Raw genomic sequence first — 16000 nt, 5'->3', positions numbered from 1 at the left:
ACCTTTGATTCTAAGCGCAATATCCCCGTAGATGGCCGTCCTCCGTTACCTGCAGCTCGATGTCTTCGCCCCCCGCCCCGGCACCGGCAACCCACTGGGCGCCATCCTGGACGCCGATGGGCTCTCCGGCGAGCAGATGCAGGCCCTGGCCGCCTGGCTGAACCTGTCCGAGACGGTGTTCTTCCTGCGCCCCAGTGCACCGGGCGCCGACTACCACATCCGCATCTTCACCCCGACCCGCGAGCTGGCATTTGCCGGCCACCCCAGCGTCGGCGCCGCCTGGGCAGCGGTGACCTGCGGCCTGGCGCATCCACGCAACGGTGCCCTGCTGCAGCAATGCGCGGCGGGGTTGCTGCCGGTACGGGTGTGCGGCCCGGCCGAGGCACTGCAGATCCAACTGGCCAGCCCACCGGCGCAGCAGCTGGACACAGCGGCGGACGGAGCGCCGGAAACGCTGCTGGCGCTGGCTGCCAGCGGGCACGTACCCGAACTCTGGGACAACGGCGCTCGCTGGTGGCTGCTGCCGCTGCGCGACGCCTCCGCCGTACGCAACCTGGTGCCGGACATGGCCGCACTGGCCGACTGGAGCCTCGCCACTGATGCCACCGGCCTGGCCGTGTTCGCCGACGAAGCCGGCACCGACCATACCCGGGTGGTGCGCGCATTCTGCCCCGCTGATGCGGCCGCCGTACCCGAGGACCCGGTGACCGGCAGCGCCAATGCGCTGATCGGCGCCTGGCTGCGCCAGCGCGATGCCCTGCCGGGCCGCGAGGGCCGCTACGTGGCCAGCCAGGGCCGCGAAGTGGGCCGCGATGGCCGCGTACAGGTCGAGGTCGATGCACAGGGCACGGTCTGGATCGGCGGCCAGGTGCAGCCGGTCATCGACGGCCACATCCGCTGGTAGCGCACGGAAAAAAGGGGACGGAGGGAATTAAGTCGCTTATGGCACATGGGGCAAAAGCGACTTAATTCCCTCCGTCCCCTTTTTGCTGCCCCGCGCTACGCTATGCGGCCTGTTTACTGGAGTGCCGCCTGATGTCCACCCGCCGTTTCCTGCAGCTGGATGTGTTCTCCCCGCGCGCCGGCGCCGGCAACCCGCTGGCCGTGGTGCTCGATGCCGAGGGCCTGGACGGTGCCAGCATGCAGGCCATCGCACGCTGGACGCGCCTGCCCGAGACCACCTTCGTGTTCCCGCCGCAGGTCGCCGGTGCCAGTTACCGGCTGCGCATGTTCAGCCCGCAGAAGGAAGTTCCGTTTGCCGGCCACCCCAGCGTCGGCACCGCGCATGCGGTGCTGCAGGCCGGCCTGGCCGCAGCGGTCGATGGTGTGCTGGTGCAGGACGGCATTGCCGGTGCCCTGCCGCTGCGCGTCAGCGGTGAGGGTGCGCAGCAGCGCATCGCCATCCGCACGCCGCGCGCGCAGCTGGCCGAGACTGCCGAGGCGACCGATCCTCGTCTGCAGGCGGCGCTGAAGGACTGGCCGCTGGGCTCCCTGCCGCCGGCGCGGATGCAGGGCGGGCGCAGCTGGTGGGTGGTGCAGGTGGCCGATGAAGCCGCGTTGCGTGCCCTGCGTCCGGACTGGGATGCCGTAGCCGCACTGGCCGAGTCCACCGACAGCATGGGCGTGTTCGCCTATGCCTTCAGCGATGGTGGTGAGGGCTTCGATCTGGCGGTACGTGCCTTCGTCGGCAATGGACGCCGCTTCGAGGACGCCGCCTCCGGTGCCGCCAACGCCGTGCTGGCCGCATGGCTGGACCTGCGCGATGCGCTGCCCCGTGGTCGTGCACCGTTCGAAGTCAGCCAGGGCCGCGAAGTCGGCCACGATGCACGCCTGACGCTGCTGGTCGACGAGGACGGCGAGGTCTGGTCGGGCGGCCAGGTGCAGACGGTGATCAGCGGCACCATCGATTGGTGATCCGCAAGCGGTAGAGCCGAGCGCGGGCTCGGCTCTACAGGTAGCGGCCGCTCAGCCCAGCTCGGCTTCCAGGCTGATCGGCACTGCGCTCAGCGCCTTGGATACCGGGCAGTTCTGCTTGGCGTCATCGGCAATCGCACGGAACTGCGTCGCGTCGATGCCCGGCACCACCGCCTTCACCTTCAGCCGGATCTGCGACAGCTGCGGGCCGCCCTCCAATGACAGATCGACCTTGGCTTCGGTATCCAGCGAGGTCGGGGTAAAGCCGGCCTCGCCGAGCTTGGCCGACAGCGCCATGGTGAAACAGCCGGCGTGCGCGGCAGCGATCAGTTCTTCCGGATTGGTGCCCTTCTCGTCACCGAAGCGGCTGTTGAAGCCGTAGCGGGTCTTGTCCAGCAGCCCACTCTGCGGCGTGCTCAACTGTCCCTTGCCCGACTTCAGATCGCCTTCCCAGTGCGCGGTGGCGTGTCGCGAGATTCCCATGTGCTGCTCCTGCGTGGCGGTGATGAACGGTCACCCTCGCACGGCACGCGTTAGCCCTGCGTCGCTCCGCCGCATGCCGAACGTCCGCCGGGAACCGGAAAGATGGACACTTCTTCACCAGCCATCTGCGCATTTCCCCCTTGTTTTCAGTGGTTTCGCGCATTCCACCGATGGACGGGCACCGGCCATCGCGCATGCTGCCGCGCCCCCATCCCCCACGGCCGGCCATGTACTGAATCGGCCTGGATATGAAAAAACATGCACTTTCCGCGCTTCAGGCTATTGGCGGCGCCCGAGAGTTGCCCTACATTGCGCTTGCCGACGGGGTTCGGCGCCGACCAAACAACCAACCGTTCACGGAACAGGAAACCATGGCAAAGACCGCTAAGAAGGCTGCCCCGAAGAAGGCAGTGAAGAAAGTCGCGACGAAGGCAGCCGCCAAGCCGGCCGCTCCGAAGCCGATCAAGGAAGTGCTGACCAAGTCCGGCCTGGTTGCACACATCGCTGAAGCCTCCGGCGTCATCGCCAAGGACGTCCGCGCTGTGCTGGCCTCGCTGGAAAGCGCCGTCGCCTCCTCGGTGCACAAGAAGGGCGCTGGCTCGTTCACCCTGCCGGGCCTGCTGAAGATCACCACCGTCAATGTGCCGGCCAAGCCGAAGCGCAAGGGCATCAACCCGTTCACCAAGGAAGAGCAGTGGTTCGCCGCCAAGCCGGCCACCACCAAGCTGAAGGTGCGTCCGCTGAAGAAGCTGAAGGACGCCGCGCTGTAAGCGCGCGCCCCAACGCGGATTCCGACGGGACGGCTCTGGCCGTCCCGTTTTTTTTGTCCCAACCACGGTCCGCAACACAGCGTTGCCGCAATCCCGGGAATGCCCGCACAGGCCCGCCAGCATTGGCTGCGCCCGACCTGCCGCAGTACCGGAACGTACCGGGTGGAACACTGCGTGCAGCGCCGGCCGTCGCTGTCGGCCGCGGCCTTGCCTATGGTGGGCACATCCTCCACAGCTACGGCGAGCACCCCCTCATGGCCAGCCCCTCCACCCGCTACCGGATCTCGGTGACCCCGATCGAAAAGGACGGGTTGCAGTGCACCGGGCGCTGCACCATCGAACTGGAACACCGTGCCAGCCGTGACCTGATGCGCCTGCTGGAAGGAGCGCCGCGCACGGCAGGTCTCAGCGGCGACGAGCGCGCCACCCTGGTGATCGCCGCCCAGCTGCTGCGCGACATCGTGCAGCGCCATGCCGAGTCCGACGGCCACGCGCTGGCCGCCATCGCAGCACAGGTACTGCCGGCCCTGGACGCGCTGGAACAGCTGCCCTCCTCCCGCTGATACCGGCGCAACCGATACACTGCGCTCCTTCACGTCGCCTCGGGGAGGAGGCAGGCATGCGCAGGTTCCTGTTGCTGATTTCGCCACTGGTGTTGCTGGGCTGTTCCCGGCCAGCAGCGCAATCGGATCCAACACCGGCCCCGCCCCCCGCAGCCGCCAGCGCGGAGGTACAGGCCAACGCGGAAACCGCCACATCCGCCCTGCAATCACCGACGGTCGATCCGCTGTTTGCTGCAGTGGACACCGACGCCGTCCCCCCTTCGGTGATGCTCAACCGCTACGTGATCGCGCTGCTCAACCGCGACCGCAGCACCAGCGACGCCGCCTGGGCATTCCCGCCCGCCGATCCGCGGCACGCAGACGATGCCGTCCTGCGCCAGCTGCAGGACCTGCGCACGCTGCGCCTGGACAGCGAGCCCCTGATCGCACGCGACGACCAGCAGCCTCCCCGGCTGCTGGAGGTGCCGGTGCGGATCCGCGCAGTGACCCCTGAGGGCACCTTCCGCTTCGGTGGCTGGTACCGGGTGCAACCCCGTGCCGATGGCCGCGCCTGGCAGATCCAGTCGGCGCAACTGCGCCCGTCGCTGGACTGAACCGTTGCAGCGGCATGCACGCGCGATTCAGCCGGCACGGCTACTCTTTGATTCGTCCATTCATATCCACCGGTCACCGCCATGCGCCTGCGTTCCCTGATGACCCGCCTCGCGGCCTCCACCGTACTGATCGCCGCTGCGATCGGCGCCCAGGCCGCCCCTTCCATTTCCGGCCGCGAACTGTCGGTCGGCGCCAGTGACGTGCAGCAGTACCTCGATGGCAGCTTCCCACGCACCCAGGACGCCCTCGGTGGCCTGATCGCGCTGACCATGAGCCATCCACAGCTGAGCCTTCCGGCCGGCGAGCGGCTGAACCTGGGCATGGATGTGGCACTGGCCACCGCCGGTGGCAACCCGGCCAAGCTGGGCACGGTGAAGCTCAGCAGTGGACTGCGCTACGACGCGCAGACCCAGGGCTTCCACCTGCAGCAGCCGAGCGTGGATGACTTCACCCCGGCCAGCCAGGGCGGTCGCCTCGATTCGCGCACCCGCGGCCTGCTCAATGCCTGGCTGAGCGACTACGCCCAGCGCGAACCGATCTACAAGCTGGACCCGGCCGTGGCCGGCCTGCTCGGCGCCCTGCAGGTGCAGTCGGCGCAGGTGAAGAACGGCAAGCTGGTGGTCACCTTCAACCAGAACCTGGGCAACCTGGTGCCGGCAGGCGTGCTGGGTAAGTAAGGTAGTGCCGGCCGCTGGCCGGCACGCTTTTCACATGTGTGCCGGCCAGCGGCCGGCACTACCCGCTGCGGGTCAGCGCTTGGGCTGCAGCATGGTGCCGGTGCACTTGGGCGAGCCGCAGCGGCATTCCCAGATCTTCTTCAGCTTGGCGGTGTGGCGCTCGGCCAGGGTGATGCCGTAGTTGTAGGTCAGCTCTTCGCCGGCCTTGATGTCACGCAGCGCCTCGATGAACACCTTGTCGCCGCGGCTGTCGCCGTCCTCGTCTTCCTCGATCACCGCCTCGCAGTTCGGGTCGCAGCTGTGGTTGATCCAGCGCGCGTCATTGCCCTTGTAGTTGGCATCGATCACCCAGTCGTCGTTGAGGGTGAACAGGAAGGTATGGCCACTTTCGACGTCGCCGCTGTCATCGGCATCAACGTCGCCGTGGCTGCGCAGCAGGCCCTTGTACTGGATCACGCGCTCGCCCTGCTTGATCGGGGCCACGGCGAACACGCCGTTGCCATGGATGGCGGACTTGCGGGCTTGGATCTTCTTCGGCATCGGCACGGGCTGTTTGCAGCGAATGGAACAGGGATTCTCGCCCATTCCGGGTGATTGCGAAAATCACCCCGTTGGCGCAGCATTGCGCCCTGGCAACGGCCCCGGTGTGTCCTCCCGGCCCGGCCCCAGCGCCGGCTGAATGCCCGGGTTGGATGGCGGCGAATAAAAGCGTACAATTTCAGTCCGCTTTAAGAACCACTCGCATCCCCATGTTGCGCGTCACCAAACTCACCGATTACGCCACCGTCGTGCTGACCGTGCTCGCCGCCCGTCCGGGCGAGGTGCTCAGTGCCACCGAGCTGGCCGAATTCACCGGTCTGGAGCCGCCCACCGTCAGCAAGGTGCTCAAGCCGCTGGCCCAGGCCGGCCTGGTTGAAGGCCTGCGCGGCGTGCGTGGCGGCTACCGCCTGACCCGCCCGGCCATCGAGATCTCGCTGTTCGAAGTGGTCGAAGCGATGGAAGGGCCACTGGCCCTGACCGAATGCAGCCACGACCACCACCAGTGCGGCATGGCCCCCAAGTGCGGCGCGCGCAGCAGCTGGCGGTTGATCAACGACGTGGTCTCCGAGGCCCTGCGCGACGTCAGCCTCGCGCAGATCCTGCCCCCTCTCCCCCTTGTCGATGACGAACAGCGCCGCACCATCGCTGTCGACGTCGTCTCCTGATCCGTAGGCAGCCCCCCATGGCCACCGAAACCATCGAAAACGTCGCCCACGACGACACCCCCAACCGCGAGATCCACGAGCAGCTCGGCCGCAAGTATTCGGCCGGCTTCATCACCGAGATCGAATCGGACTCCCTGCCGCCGGGCCTGGACGAGGACACCATCCGTGCCCTGTCGGCCAAGAAGGAAGAGCCGGAGTGGATGACGCAGTGGCGCCTGGACGCCTACCGCCACTTCCTGACCATGCCGATGCCGGACTGGGCCAAGCTGGAGATCGCGCCGATCGACCTGCAGGCGCTCAGCTACTACTCCGCGCCGAAGGGCCCGAAGTATGCCTCGCTGGATGACGTGCCGAAGGAGCTGCTCGACACCTACGACAAGCTGGGCGTGCCGCTGCATGAGCGCGCCAAGCTGGCCGGCGTGGCGGTGGACGCGGTGTTCGACTCGGTGTCCGTCGGCACCACCTTCCGCAAGGAACTGGCCGAGAAGGGCATCGTCTTCTGCTCGATGTCCGAGGCCATCAAGGAACACCCGGAGCTGGTCCGCCAGTACCTGGGCACCGTGGTGCCGGTGGGCGACAACTATTTCGCCGCGCTCAACTCGGCGGTGTTCTCCGATGGCAGCTTCGTGTTCATTCCCAAGGGCGTGCGCTGCCCGATGGAACTGAGCACCTATTTCCGCATCAACGCCGGCCACACCGGCCAGTTCGAGCGCACCCTGATCGTGTGCGAGGACAAGGCCTACGTCTCCTACCTGGAAGGCTGCACCGCGCCGATGCGCGATGAGAACCAGCTGCACGCCGCGGTGGTCGAGCTGGTCGCGCTGGAAGATGCGGAGATCAAGTACTCCACGGTGCAGAACTGGTATCCGGGCGACGAGAACGGCGTCGGCGGCATCTACAACTTCGTCACCAAGCGTGCCGAATGCCGTGGCGCGCGCAGCAAGGTCACCTGGACCCAGGTCGAGACCGGCTCGGCGATCACCTGGAAGTACCCGTCCTGCGTGCTGCTGGGCGACGACTCGGTCGGTGAGTTCCACTCCGTGGCGCTGACCCATCACCGCCAGCAGGCCGACACCGGCACCAAGATGATCCACATCGGCAAGCGCACCAAGAGCAAGATCGTCAGCAAGGGCATCAGTGCCGGCCGTGGCCAGAACACCTACCGCGGCCTGGTGCGGGTGGACCGCAACGCCGACGGCGCGCGCAACTACACCCAGTGCGATTCGCTGCTGATCGGCAAGCAGTGCGGCGCCCACACCTTCCCCTACATCGAGGTGAAGAACCCGGGCGCCACCGTCGAGCACGAGGCCACCACCTCCAAGATCTCCGACGACCAGCTGTTCTACTGCCGCGCCCGTGGCATCAGCCAGGAAGACGCGGTGTCGATGATCGTCGACGGCTTCTGCAAGCAGGTGTTCCGCGAACTGCCGATGGAGTTCGCGGTGGAAGCCAAGAAGCTGCTGGAAGTCTCGCTGGAAGGTTCGGTGGGCTGACCGCCCGCCCCTGCCCCTCGCAAACGCATTCTCTTTACCGGCGGGCCGCGGCCCGCCCCACGGAAACCCCCACCATGCTGAAGATCGAAAACCTCCACGCCCGCATCGGCGACAAGGAAATCCTCAAGGGCCTGTCGCTGGACGTCCAGCCCGGCCAGGTGCACGCCATCATGGGCCCGAACGGCGCCGGCAAGTCCACCCTGGGCAATGTCCTGGCCGGCCGCGACGGCTACGAAGTGACCGAAGGCAGCGTGCAGTTCGACGGCGTCGACCTGCTGGAGCAGGACCCGGAAGCGCGCGCCGCCGCCGGCCTGTTCCTGGCGTTCCAGTACCCGGTGGAAATCCCGGGCGTGAACAACACCTACTTCCTGCGCGCGGCACTGAACGCCCAGCGCAAGGCGCGCGGTGAGGAAGAACTCGATTCCATGCAGTTCCTCAAGCTGGTGCGCCAGAAGCTGGCCGTGCTGCACCTGAAGGACGAACTGCTGCACCGTGGCGTCAACGAAGGCTTCTCCGGTGGCGAGAAGAAGCGCAACGAGATCTTCCAGCTGGCCGTGCTGGAACCGAAGCTGGCGATCCTGGACGAGACCGACTCGGGCCTGGACATCGACGCGCTGAAGAGCGTGGCCGATGGTGTCAACGCACTGCGCGCCGCCGACCGTTCGTTCCTGGTCATCACCCACTACCAGCGCCTGCTGGACTACATCAAGCCGGACGTGGTGCACGTGCTGGCCGATGGCCGCATCGTCAAGAGTGGCGGCCCGGAGCTGGCACTGGAACTGGAAGCGCACGGCTATGATTTCCTGAAGGACCGGGTCGTGCCCGAGGCGGCGGTCTGATGAGCGCCCTGCTTGATTCGATGGCCCAGGCCTTCTGCGGCAGCGATGCGCGCCGCGAAGTGCTGGACGCGGCCCTGCGCGACGGCCTGCCGGCCGCCCGCAACGAAGCCTGGAAGTACACCTCGCTGCGCCAGCTGGAACGCCGTTCGTTCGCCGCGGCACCGTTGCAGGGCCCGGCGCTGGACGCCGCGCTGCTGGACGACATCCCGGTCCCGCGCCTGGTGTTCGTCAACGGCCGCCTGGATGCCGCGCTGAGCGACGTGCAGGCCCTGCCGGCCGGCGTGCAACTGCAGCCGCTGTCGGCCGCACTGGCCTCCGGCGAAGACGCCGTGCGTTTCCTTGGCCGTCGCTACGAGCGCAGCGAAGAGATCTTCGCCCGCCTCAACGCTGCGCTTGCCGATGAAGGCGTGGTGCTGCGCGTGGATGAAGGCGTACAGGTCGACGTGCCGCTGCAGCTGGTGTTCGCCAGCGTCGCCGGCGATACCGACCTGGCCTGGCACCACCGTCACCTGATCGAATTGCGTGCCGGCGCCAGCCTGGGCGTGGTCGAGCATCGCTTCAGCGTGGGTGACTCCGCCCACCTGGACAACACCGTGCTGCATGCCCACGTCGCCCGTGATGCCGTGCTCAAGCACGCCCGCGTGCAGGCCGGCAGCGCGCGCCAGACCAGCTTCCTGCGCACCGACGCGGTGCTGGCCCGCGACGCGCAGTACCACCGCGTCGACCTGGAACTGGGCGCCGCGCTCAGCCGCCATGAACTGAACGTGCGCCTGGAAGGCGACAATGCCCAGCTGACCGCCAACGGCGTGCTGCTTGGCAATGGCCGCCGCCACGTCGAAACCCGCCTGGGCATCGACCACATCGCACGCGATACCGCCTGCGAACTGCTGTGGCGCGGCGTCGCCGCCAACCGCAGCCGCGTGGTGTTCCATGGTGGCATCCAGATCCGCGAAGGCGCCGATGGCACCGACGCGAACCTGTCCAACAAGAACCTGCTGCTGTCGGCCGATGCCGAGATCGACACCCAGCCAACACTGGTGATCGACGCCGATGAAGTGAAGGCCGCGCACGGCGCGACCGTCGGCCAGCTCGACGCCAATGCGCTGTTCTACCTGCGCTCGCGCGGCCTGCCGCAGGCACAGGCGCAGGCACTGCTGAGCGCCGCGTTCTGCCACGAGCCGCTGAAGATCCTGCCCGACGCACTGCGTGCGCAGCTGGCACGTCGCCTGGACAAGGCCCTCGCCGAGGCGGGTGTGGCATGAACCTGTCCACGCCGCGACCGATCGAAGAACGCACCGGCGCCCCCGACTGGGACCGCGTCCGCCTCGACTTCCCGTTGTTGATGCGTGAAGTGCACGGCAAGCCGCTGGTCTATTTCGACAATGCCAACACCGGCCAGAAGCCGGTGCAGGTGATCGGCGCGGTGGACGAGTTCTACCGCCGCTACAACGCCAACGTCAGCCGTGCAGTGCATGCACTGGGCAGCGAAGCCACCGATGCCTACGAAGGCGCACGCAACAAGCTGGCGCGCTTCCTCAACGTGCGCTCCAGCGACCTGGTGCTGTGCAGTGGCACCACCTTCGCCATCAACCTGGTGGCCTACTCGTGGGCGCTGCCGCGATTGAAGGCCGGCGACGTGATCCTGATCACGCGCATGGAGCATCACGCCAATATCGTGCCGTGGCAGCTGGTTGCACAGCGCACCGGCGCCACCATCCGCGTGGCCGAGATCAAGCCTGACGGCGCACTCGATCTGGATGCGCTGCGCGCGGCAATGACCCCGGAGGTCAAGCTGCTGGCGGTCACCCACGTCTCGAACGTGCTGGGCACGGTCAACCCGGTGCGCGAGATCTGCCGTGAAGCGCGCAAGCGCGGCATCATCACCGTGGTCGATGGCTCGCAGGCGGTACCGCACCGCAAGGTCGATGTCGCCGCGATCGGCTGCGATTTCTACGCCATCACCGGCCACAAGATGTGCGGCCCGACCGGCACCGGCGCACTGTGGGCGCGCCGCGAGCACCTGGACGCGATGCCGCCGTTCCTCGGCGGCGGCGAGATGATCAAGGAAGTCAGCTTCGACGGCACCGTGTTCAACGATGCCCCGCACAAGTTCGAAGCCGGCACCCCGAACATCGCCGGTTTCATCGGCCTGGGCGTGGCTGCCGACTACCTGCAGCAGCTTGGCCAGGAGAACGTGGAAGCACGCGAAGCCGAACTGCTGGCGCACTTCACCGAAGAGCTGCGCCGCGTTGACGGCCTGCGCATCATCGGCGAAGCGCCGGAGAAGGCCGCCGTGGTCTCGTTCCTGATCGACGGCGCGCATGCGCACGATCTGGCGACCCTGCTGGATCTGGAAGGCGTGGCCGTGCGCTCGGGCCAGCACTGCGCACACCCGCTGCTGCAGTACTTCGGTGTCGCCGCCACCTGCCGTGCCTCGCTGGCGTTCTACAACACGCACGCCGAGATCGAGCGCTTCATGACCGCGCTGACCAAGGTGCGCAAGCTGCTGGGCTGAGCCCGCAGACCGGGTCAGATCCCTTTCGCCGCGCGAAAGGGCTCTGACCCCATCAACGGCCCCGACAGCCGCCGTTGCGACTGCAATGCCCGCCGGATTGCGACCAGATGAACCCGGCATACCACCCGTAGCACACCGGGGTCAGATCCCTTTCGCGACGCGAAAGGGCTCTGACCCCATCAACGGCCCCGACAGCCGCCGCTGCGACTGCAGCGCGCCACGCATCGCCACCAGATCCCCGGCAGGAATGCCCTGCGCGATGAACTCCGCATAGCGTCTGTGCCGCTCATCCGCATCAGCAGCAATGAACTCGAATGCCGAATGCGGTACGAGCAGTGCGTTTGCCCGTCCCCGTGCATTCGCGCGATAGCTCGACCAGCGATAGTCACCAGGATGAGCCACCTTCCCCGCCCGAACCGGGTTGAGCTCGATGTAGCGTTGGCAGGCCAGCAGATAGCGATCCGTATCCACCACCGTGGAGTGGAAGCGCCCCTCCCATAACGTGCCGGTGCGGCCCTGCTGACCATTCACCCGACGTACGTAGGCCCGGGTCACGGCCTGCATCATCCGCGACAGCCCGCCAGAGACATCAGGCGTCGCCAGAAGATGGACGTGATTGTCCATGAGCACATAGGCGTGGACCCGGCAGTGCTGCTGGTCTGCGTGATGACACAGCAGACGCAGGTAGGCCACGCGATCGTCATCCATGAAGAACACGGGCTGGCGATTGTTGCCGCGCTGGACGACATGCTGCGGGTATCCGGGCGCATCGATCCTTCGGGGGCGTGGCATGAGCGTTTCCTGGGGCTGAGGGGTCAGAGCCCTTTGCTGCACAAAGGGATCTGACCCCGAGCATCTGCCAACTCCGCGCCCGTGCCAGTCGGTCCATAGCCTGCCGTTGGGTCAGTAGACGCCGGGGTCAGATCCCTTTCGCGCTGCGAAAGGGATCTGACCCTACCTCCCCATTTGCGCCCGCCCCCACCCCACCTAGAATGGGCCCATGACCACCCTGACCTTCCGTGCCGCCACGCCGGCCGACATCCCCTCCCTGATCGCCCTGGTCACCTCGGCCTACCGGGGTGACGCCAGCCGCGTCGGCTGGACCACCGAAGCCGACCTGCTGGACGGTGCCCGCATCGACGCCGAAGGCATCCAGGCCGACCTGGACCGCCCGCGCTCCACCATCCTGCTGGCCGAACGCGACGGCCAGCTGGTGGCCTGCGCCCACGTCGCCGATGTCGACGGCAAGGGCTACTTCGGCATGTTCTCGGTCGACCCGGCCCAGCAGGGTGGCGGCGTCGGCAAGCAGCTGATGGACGCCGCCGAAGCGCACGCCGCACGCGAATGGAAGGTGCCGGTGATGCAGATGACGGTGATCGACGTGCGCGACGAGCTGATCGCCTTCTACGAGCGCCGCGGCTATCTGCGCACCGGCATCAAGAAGCCGTTCCCGTACGGCGACGAACGCTTCGGCATTCCCAAGCGCGACGACCTGCGCTTCGAGATCCTGGAAAAGCCGCTGGCCGGAGCCGCCGCGTGAGCGATACCTGGACCTTCGTCTGTGCCGGCACCGAGCTGCTGCCGGGTGAAATGAAGAGCGTGTTCGACGAAGTGACCGGCACGCCGATCGTGGTGTTCAACCTCGACGGTGAGTTGTACGCGCTGGAAGACCAGTGCACGCATGAAGAGTTCGAGCTGTCCTCGGGCGAGTTCAACACCACCGAGGGCAGTGTGGAGTGCGTGCTGCACGGCGCGCGCTTCGACGTGCGTGACGGCCGCGCCCTGTGCGCCCCGGCCTACAGCCCTGTGCCCAAGTTTCCGGTGAAGCGCGAGCACGACGCCGTCTGGACCCGCGACGACCGGGATTGAGGCGGTGCGCGGCCCGGAGAGATCTCCCAAGGGGTGCCCCGCGAAAGAGCATCCACTCATGGGGGTGGATCTACCGAAAGGCCATTAGAGCCTCCCCAGGGCGTCCCCGGGCCATCTCGGTGGCCCGGAACGACCAGTACATGCGAATCATTATCGTTGATGTTATTCTACGTAACATCTTCGTAACGACTCCGCCCCCGCGCCATGGCTTCGCCCGCGCCCACCGCCACGCTGTGCCAGCTTGCCCGTCAAGGGTGGCCGCTGCTCGTAGCCGTGCTGCTGACGCTGGTGTTGGGCTGGTCTGCGTTGCATGAAGGCAGGCACACGGCGACCGCCGATGCGCCGACTCTGTATGCTCATGATGTGTCGCCCGCGTCCCCGCCACACGTGCTGCCGCACGAACAGGCAATGCACCCCGCTGAATCCGAACCCGATGGCAGTCGCGGTGACAAACCTCGTGCCCTGCGGCGACTCTGCCTGCAGCACCCTGACAATGCACCTGCAGACGCTCCGGCGCCGGTGACACCGACCCCTCCGGTGCTCGCACCGGGCCGGCGCCAGCCCCCATCCCACGCACCGCCCGCGCTGCTGGCCTGACGCTCTGCTGCGCCATGCGCAGCCGCATCCGCACGCCCCCCCTCGTTCTACGTACTGCTGCCGCGCGGCCCGCGCCGGCCGCCTCTCCCTGTTCCCCTTCTGCAGACGCCCATGAACCCGATCAAGAGCCGCAAGCACGCTTCGCCGCTTCGTACCCTGCCGCTGGCCACCGCCAGTCTTGCCGCCGGCCTCGGCCTGGCCACCCTGCCCGCGCTGGCCCACGCTGAAGCCACCGACAACGCCCGCACCCTGGACAAGATCGACGTGCACGCCACCCGGGGCTACAAAGCCGACAAGGTTGCCTCGCCGAAGTTCACCCAGCGCCTGCAGGACACGCCGCAAACCATCCAAGTGATTACCAGCGACCTGTTCAACCAGCAGGGTGCCACCACGCTGACCGAGGCGCTGCGCAACAGCCCGGGCGTGGGCACCTTCTATGCCGGCGAGAACGGCAACACGACCACCGGCGATGCGCTGTTCATGCGCGGCTTCGACACCTCCAACAGCTTGTATGTGGACGGTGTGCGCGACCTGGGCTCGATCTCGCGCGATGTGTTCAACATCGAACAGGTGGAAGTGACCAAGGGGCCGGCCGGCACCGACAATGGCCGTTCGGCGCCGACCGGCGCGATCAACCTTGTCAGCAAGCAGGCCAACCTGCAGGACGCGACGTCGGCCAGCATTTCGCTGGGCAGCGACCAGCAGCGCCGCGCCACCGCCGACTGGAACCAGTCGCTGGGCACCACCAGCGCGCTACGCATCAACGGCATGTGGCAGGACAGCGACCAGCCCGGCCGCGACCACGTGCAGAACAAGCGCTGGGGCATCGCACCGTCGCTGGCCTTCGGTCTGGGTACCGCCACCCGCTACTACCTCAACCTGCTGTATGTGAAGCAGGACAACGTGCCCGATGGTGGCGTGCCCACCCTGGGCCTGCCGGGCTGGACGCCGCAGCCGACGCTGGAAGCGCTGGCCGGGCACCCGGTCGATCCGGAGAACTTCTACGGCACCCGCGCCGACCACGATGACGTGACCGCGAAGATGGCCACGTTCCGTTTCGAGCACGACTTCAACGACAGCGTGCGCCTGACCAACACCGCCCGCTGGGGTCGCACCGAACAGGATTACCTGCTCACCGCCTTCATGGGCACCGGCGTGCGCGGCGCAGGCGGCCGCCCGACCGGCAACATCACCTATGCCAACCCGGCCGACCTTTCCAGCTACGCCATCGCGCGCAGCCTGCCGACCTTCAAGGACCAGCGCAACACGATCCTCACCGATCAGCTGAACCTGCGCGCCGACTTCGCCACCGGCGCGGTCGGGCACGCATTGAGCGCTGGCCTGGAATTCACCCGTGAAGAACTGGACAGCTACGGCCAGGCCGCCGCTGCCGGTACCAGCTGGCCCGCTGCGAACCTGTACAACCCGGACTGGAACGTCAGCGGCCTGAACTGGGCGCACAACGGCGCCGATGCACATGGCAAGACCACCACCTCCTCGGTGTACCTGTTCGATACCCTGTCCTTCGGCGAAAGCTTCCTGTTGACCGCTGGCGTGCGTGCAGACCACTACAAGACCGAGTACGCCAGCGCGTCGGTGTGTGGTGGCCGCGGCGGCCCGGCGTGTGGCAGCAATCCTGCCGGCACGGTGCTGCGCAACCCGACGCTGGACGCGTCCGATACGCTGCTGAACTGGAAGCTCGGCGCCCTCTACAAGGTCGGCGATGCCGTCAGCGTCTACGTCAACTACGCCATCTCGCAACAACCCCCGGGTGGTGCCAATTTCCAGCTGAGCAGCTCGGCCAGCAGTGCCGACAACCCCAAGCTGGACCCGCAGAAGGCCAAGACCTTCGAAGTGGGCAGCAAGTGGGCGTTCCTGGATGACGCCCTGGCAGTGAACCTTGCGTTGTTCCAGACGGACGTGGACAACGAGATCAACACCACCGTGCTCGACGATGCCGGCAACCCGACCCAGACCGGCAGCAAGCGGGTCAAGGGCGTGGAGCTCTCCGCAGTCGGTCGCCTGACCGACAACTGGTCGGTCAGCGCCGGATACAGCCACCTGGACACCGACGTAAGGGAAGGCGCGAAGGTGGCCGCCGATGGCACCACCAACCTGACCTATACCCCGGACGACACGTTCACCGGCTGGACCAGCTACACCCTGCCCTACGGCATCACCGTGGGCGGCGGCGTACGCTATGCCGCCGGCATGCACCGCGGCACCGACGGCGCGGTGGGCACCCCGTCGTTCACCAAGTCCTACGTGGTGTATGACGCGGTCGTGTCCTGGGCAATCAATGAGACGATCTCGCTGCGCTTGAACGGCTACAACCTGTTCGACAAGCAGTACGTGGCCAGCATCAACAAGAGCGGCTACCGTTACACCCCGGGTGCCCCGCGCACCTTCCTGCTCAGCGCGGACATCCGCTTCTGATGCAGCACGCGGGGGAGCCCACTCCCCCGCGCCCCCAAAGGAACC

17 protein-coding genes are annotated in these 16000 nt (G+C 67.2%); 14 read left to right on the top strand and 3 right to left on the bottom strand.

The features are described from left to right. The first annotated feature begins 31 nt into the window (after window positions 1–31). Entirely contained in the window at window positions 32–904 is an 873-nt protein-coding gene (locus SriyCCGPB3_RS05190) for a PhzF family phenazine biosynthesis protein (protein ID WP_350259944.1), read from the top strand. Window positions 905–1035: 131 nt separating this feature from the next. Beyond that, a complete protein-coding gene (locus tag SriyCCGPB3_RS05185) occupies window positions 1036–1914 on the top strand; it encodes a PhzF family phenazine biosynthesis protein (RefSeq protein WP_350259943.1) in 879 nt (292 codons plus the stop codon). Window positions 1915–1965: 51 nt separating this feature from the next. On the opposite strand, the gene SriyCCGPB3_RS05180 is transcribed toward SriyCCGPB3_RS05185, so the two are convergent. Then, window positions 1966–2397 (bottom strand): OsmC family protein, encoded by a 432-nt coding sequence (locus tag SriyCCGPB3_RS05180; protein WP_005408443.1) that lies wholly within the window; start codon window positions 2395–2397, stop codon window positions 1966–1968. A gap of 371 nt (window positions 2398–2768) precedes the next feature. On the opposite strand from SriyCCGPB3_RS05180, the gene SriyCCGPB3_RS05175 reads away from it, so the two are divergent. The 4 genes from SriyCCGPB3_RS05175 to SriyCCGPB3_RS05160 all read left to right on the top strand — a co-directional run bounded on the left by SriyCCGPB3_RS05175 (window position 2769) and on the right by SriyCCGPB3_RS05160 (window position 5001). Continuing rightward, window positions 2769–3167, top strand: a complete 399-nt coding sequence (locus tag SriyCCGPB3_RS05175) for an HU family DNA-binding protein (RefSeq protein ID WP_010483539.1) — start codon at window positions 2769–2771, stop codon at window positions 3165–3167. Window positions 3168–3421: 254 nt separating this feature from the next. Further along, the gene (locus tag SriyCCGPB3_RS05170) at window positions 3422–3730 is read left to right on the top strand and encodes a DUF3861 family protein (RefSeq protein ID WP_350259942.1); all 309 of its coding nucleotides are present in this window, start codon (window positions 3422–3424) and stop codon (window positions 3728–3730) included. A gap of 56 nt (window positions 3731–3786) precedes the next feature. Then, window positions 3787–4323 carry a hypothetical protein gene (locus SriyCCGPB3_RS05165; RefSeq protein WP_350259941.1) on the top strand — a complete coding sequence of 179 codons (537 nt, stop codon included), beginning with the start codon at window positions 3787–3789 and terminating at the stop codon, window positions 4321–4323. Window positions 4324–4404: 81 nt separating this feature from the next. Continuing rightward, complete coding sequence (locus tag SriyCCGPB3_RS05160; RefSeq protein ID WP_350259940.1) at window positions 4405–5001, top strand: DUF1439 domain-containing protein; 597 nt, start codon at window positions 4405–4407, stop codon at window positions 4999–5001. 72 nt (window positions 5002–5073) lie between these two features. Here SriyCCGPB3_RS05160 and SriyCCGPB3_RS05155 read toward each other — a convergent pair whose 3' ends face one another. Further along, on the bottom strand, window positions 5074–5541 hold the full coding sequence (locus tag SriyCCGPB3_RS05155; RefSeq protein ID WP_012479369.1) for an SET domain-containing protein: 468 nt from the start codon (window positions 5539–5541) through the stop codon (window positions 5074–5076). 209 nt (window positions 5542–5750) lie between these two features. Between SriyCCGPB3_RS05155 and SriyCCGPB3_RS05150 the strand changes: the two genes are divergently transcribed. The 5 genes from SriyCCGPB3_RS05150 (at window position 5751) to SriyCCGPB3_RS05130 (ending at window position 11053) form a co-directional block, all read left to right on the top strand. Further along, a complete protein-coding gene (locus tag SriyCCGPB3_RS05150) occupies window positions 5751–6206 on the top strand; it encodes an SUF system Fe-S cluster assembly regulator (RefSeq protein WP_061479214.1) in 456 nt (151 codons plus the stop codon). A 17-nt stretch (window positions 6207–6223) separates the two neighbouring features. After that, window positions 6224–7699 carry a Fe-S cluster assembly protein SufB gene (gene sufB, locus SriyCCGPB3_RS05145; protein WP_350259939.1) on the top strand — a complete coding sequence of 492 codons (1476 nt, stop codon included), beginning with the start codon at window positions 6224–6226 and terminating at the stop codon, window positions 7697–7699. A 74-nt stretch (window positions 7700–7773) separates the two neighbouring features. Continuing rightward, window positions 7774–8538: a Fe-S cluster assembly ATPase SufC gene (gene sufC, locus SriyCCGPB3_RS05140; RefSeq protein ID WP_019337095.1), complete on the top strand. Its 765-nt coding sequence runs from the start codon at window positions 7774–7776 to the stop codon at window positions 8536–8538. Continuing rightward, window positions 8538–9800: a Fe-S cluster assembly protein SufD gene (gene sufD / locus SriyCCGPB3_RS05135; protein WP_350259938.1), complete on the top strand. Its 1263-nt coding sequence runs from the start codon at window positions 8538–8540 to the stop codon at window positions 9798–9800. Before sufC ends, sufD begins: the two co-directional genes overlap by 1 nt. Continuing rightward, window positions 9797–11053 (top strand): cysteine desulfurase, encoded by a 1257-nt coding sequence (locus SriyCCGPB3_RS05130; protein WP_350259937.1) that lies wholly within the window; start codon window positions 9797–9799, stop codon window positions 11051–11053. Before sufD ends, SriyCCGPB3_RS05130 begins: the two co-directional genes overlap by 4 nt. Window positions 11054–11194: 141 nt before the next feature. Here the strand turns inward: SriyCCGPB3_RS05130 and SriyCCGPB3_RS05125 are convergent, their stop codons facing one another. Next, on the bottom strand, window positions 11195–11845 hold the full coding sequence (locus SriyCCGPB3_RS05125; protein WP_350259936.1) for a transposase: 651 nt from the start codon (window positions 11843–11845) through the stop codon (window positions 11195–11197). 208 nt (window positions 11846–12053) lie between these two features. Between SriyCCGPB3_RS05125 and SriyCCGPB3_RS05120 the strand changes: the two genes are divergently transcribed. The 3 genes from SriyCCGPB3_RS05120 to SriyCCGPB3_RS05110 all read left to right on the top strand — a co-directional run bounded on the left by SriyCCGPB3_RS05120 (window position 12054) and on the right by SriyCCGPB3_RS05110 (window position 15955). Beyond that, the gene (locus SriyCCGPB3_RS05120; protein WP_180846464.1) at window positions 12054–12593 is read left to right on the top strand and encodes a GNAT family N-acetyltransferase; all 540 of its coding nucleotides are present in this window, start codon (window positions 12054–12056) and stop codon (window positions 12591–12593) included. Further along, window positions 12590–12922 carry a non-heme iron oxygenase ferredoxin subunit gene (locus SriyCCGPB3_RS05115; protein WP_100437470.1) on the top strand — a complete coding sequence of 111 codons (333 nt, stop codon included), beginning with the start codon at window positions 12590–12592 and terminating at the stop codon, window positions 12920–12922. Before SriyCCGPB3_RS05120 ends, SriyCCGPB3_RS05115 begins: the two co-directional genes overlap by 4 nt. 708 nt (window positions 12923–13630) lie before the next feature. Further along, window positions 13631–15955 (top strand): catecholate siderophore receptor Fiu, encoded by a 2325-nt coding sequence (locus SriyCCGPB3_RS05110; RefSeq protein ID WP_110711462.1) that lies wholly within the window; start codon window positions 13631–13633, stop codon window positions 15953–15955. The last annotated feature ends 45 nt before the right edge of the window (window positions 15956–16000 follow it).

The organism is Stenotrophomonas riyadhensis, assembly GCF_040256885.1.
Lineage (GTDB): Bacteria > Pseudomonadota > Gammaproteobacteria > Xanthomonadales > Xanthomonadaceae > Stenotrophomonas > Stenotrophomonas riyadhensis.
The sequence above is the reverse complement of the archived record's forward strand: the minus strand, read 5'-3'. Positions and strand labels throughout refer to the sequence as shown.

Coding starts and splice junctions, on each gene's coding strand:
- SriyCCGPB3_RS05190 (WP_350259944.1), top strand. CDS start 32: ATGGCCGTCCTCCGTTACCTGCAGCTCGATGTCTTCGCCCCCCGCCCC.
- SriyCCGPB3_RS05185 (WP_350259943.1), top strand. CDS start 1,036: ATGTCCACCCGCCGTTTCCTGCAGCTGGATGTGTTCTCCCCGCGCGCC.
- SriyCCGPB3_RS05180 (WP_005408443.1), bottom strand. CDS start 2,397: ATGGGAATCTCGCGACACGCCACCGCGCACTGGGAAGGCGATCTGAAG.
- SriyCCGPB3_RS05175 (WP_010483539.1), top strand. CDS start 2,769: ATGGCAAAGACCGCTAAGAAGGCTGCCCCGAAGAAGGCAGTGAAGAAA.
- SriyCCGPB3_RS05170 (WP_350259942.1), top strand. CDS start 3,422: ATGGCCAGCCCCTCCACCCGCTACCGGATCTCGGTGACCCCGATCGAA.
- SriyCCGPB3_RS05165 (WP_350259941.1), top strand. CDS start 3,787: ATGCGCAGGTTCCTGTTGCTGATTTCGCCACTGGTGTTGCTGGGCTGT.
- SriyCCGPB3_RS05160 (WP_350259940.1), top strand. CDS start 4,405: ATGCGCCTGCGTTCCCTGATGACCCGCCTCGCGGCCTCCACCGTACTG.
- SriyCCGPB3_RS05155 (WP_012479369.1), bottom strand. CDS start 5,541: ATGCCGAAGAAGATCCAAGCCCGCAAGTCCGCCATCCATGGCAACGGC.
- SriyCCGPB3_RS05150 (WP_061479214.1), top strand. CDS start 5,751: ATGTTGCGCGTCACCAAACTCACCGATTACGCCACCGTCGTGCTGACC.
- sufB (WP_350259939.1), top strand. CDS start 6,224: ATGGCCACCGAAACCATCGAAAACGTCGCCCACGACGACACCCCCAAC.
- sufC (WP_019337095.1), top strand. CDS start 7,774: ATGCTGAAGATCGAAAACCTCCACGCCCGCATCGGCGACAAGGAAATC.
- sufD (WP_350259938.1), top strand. CDS start 8,538: ATGAGCGCCCTGCTTGATTCGATGGCCCAGGCCTTCTGCGGCAGCGAT.
- SriyCCGPB3_RS05130 (WP_350259937.1), top strand. CDS start 9,797: ATGAACCTGTCCACGCCGCGACCGATCGAAGAACGCACCGGCGCCCCC.
- SriyCCGPB3_RS05125 (WP_350259936.1), bottom strand. CDS start 11,845: ATGCCACGCCCCCGAAGGATCGATGCGCCCGGATACCCGCAGCATGTC.
- SriyCCGPB3_RS05120 (WP_180846464.1), top strand. CDS start 12,054: ATGACCACCCTGACCTTCCGTGCCGCCACGCCGGCCGACATCCCCTCC.
- SriyCCGPB3_RS05110 (WP_110711462.1), top strand. CDS start 13,631: ATGAACCCGATCAAGAGCCGCAAGCACGCTTCGCCGCTTCGTACCCTG.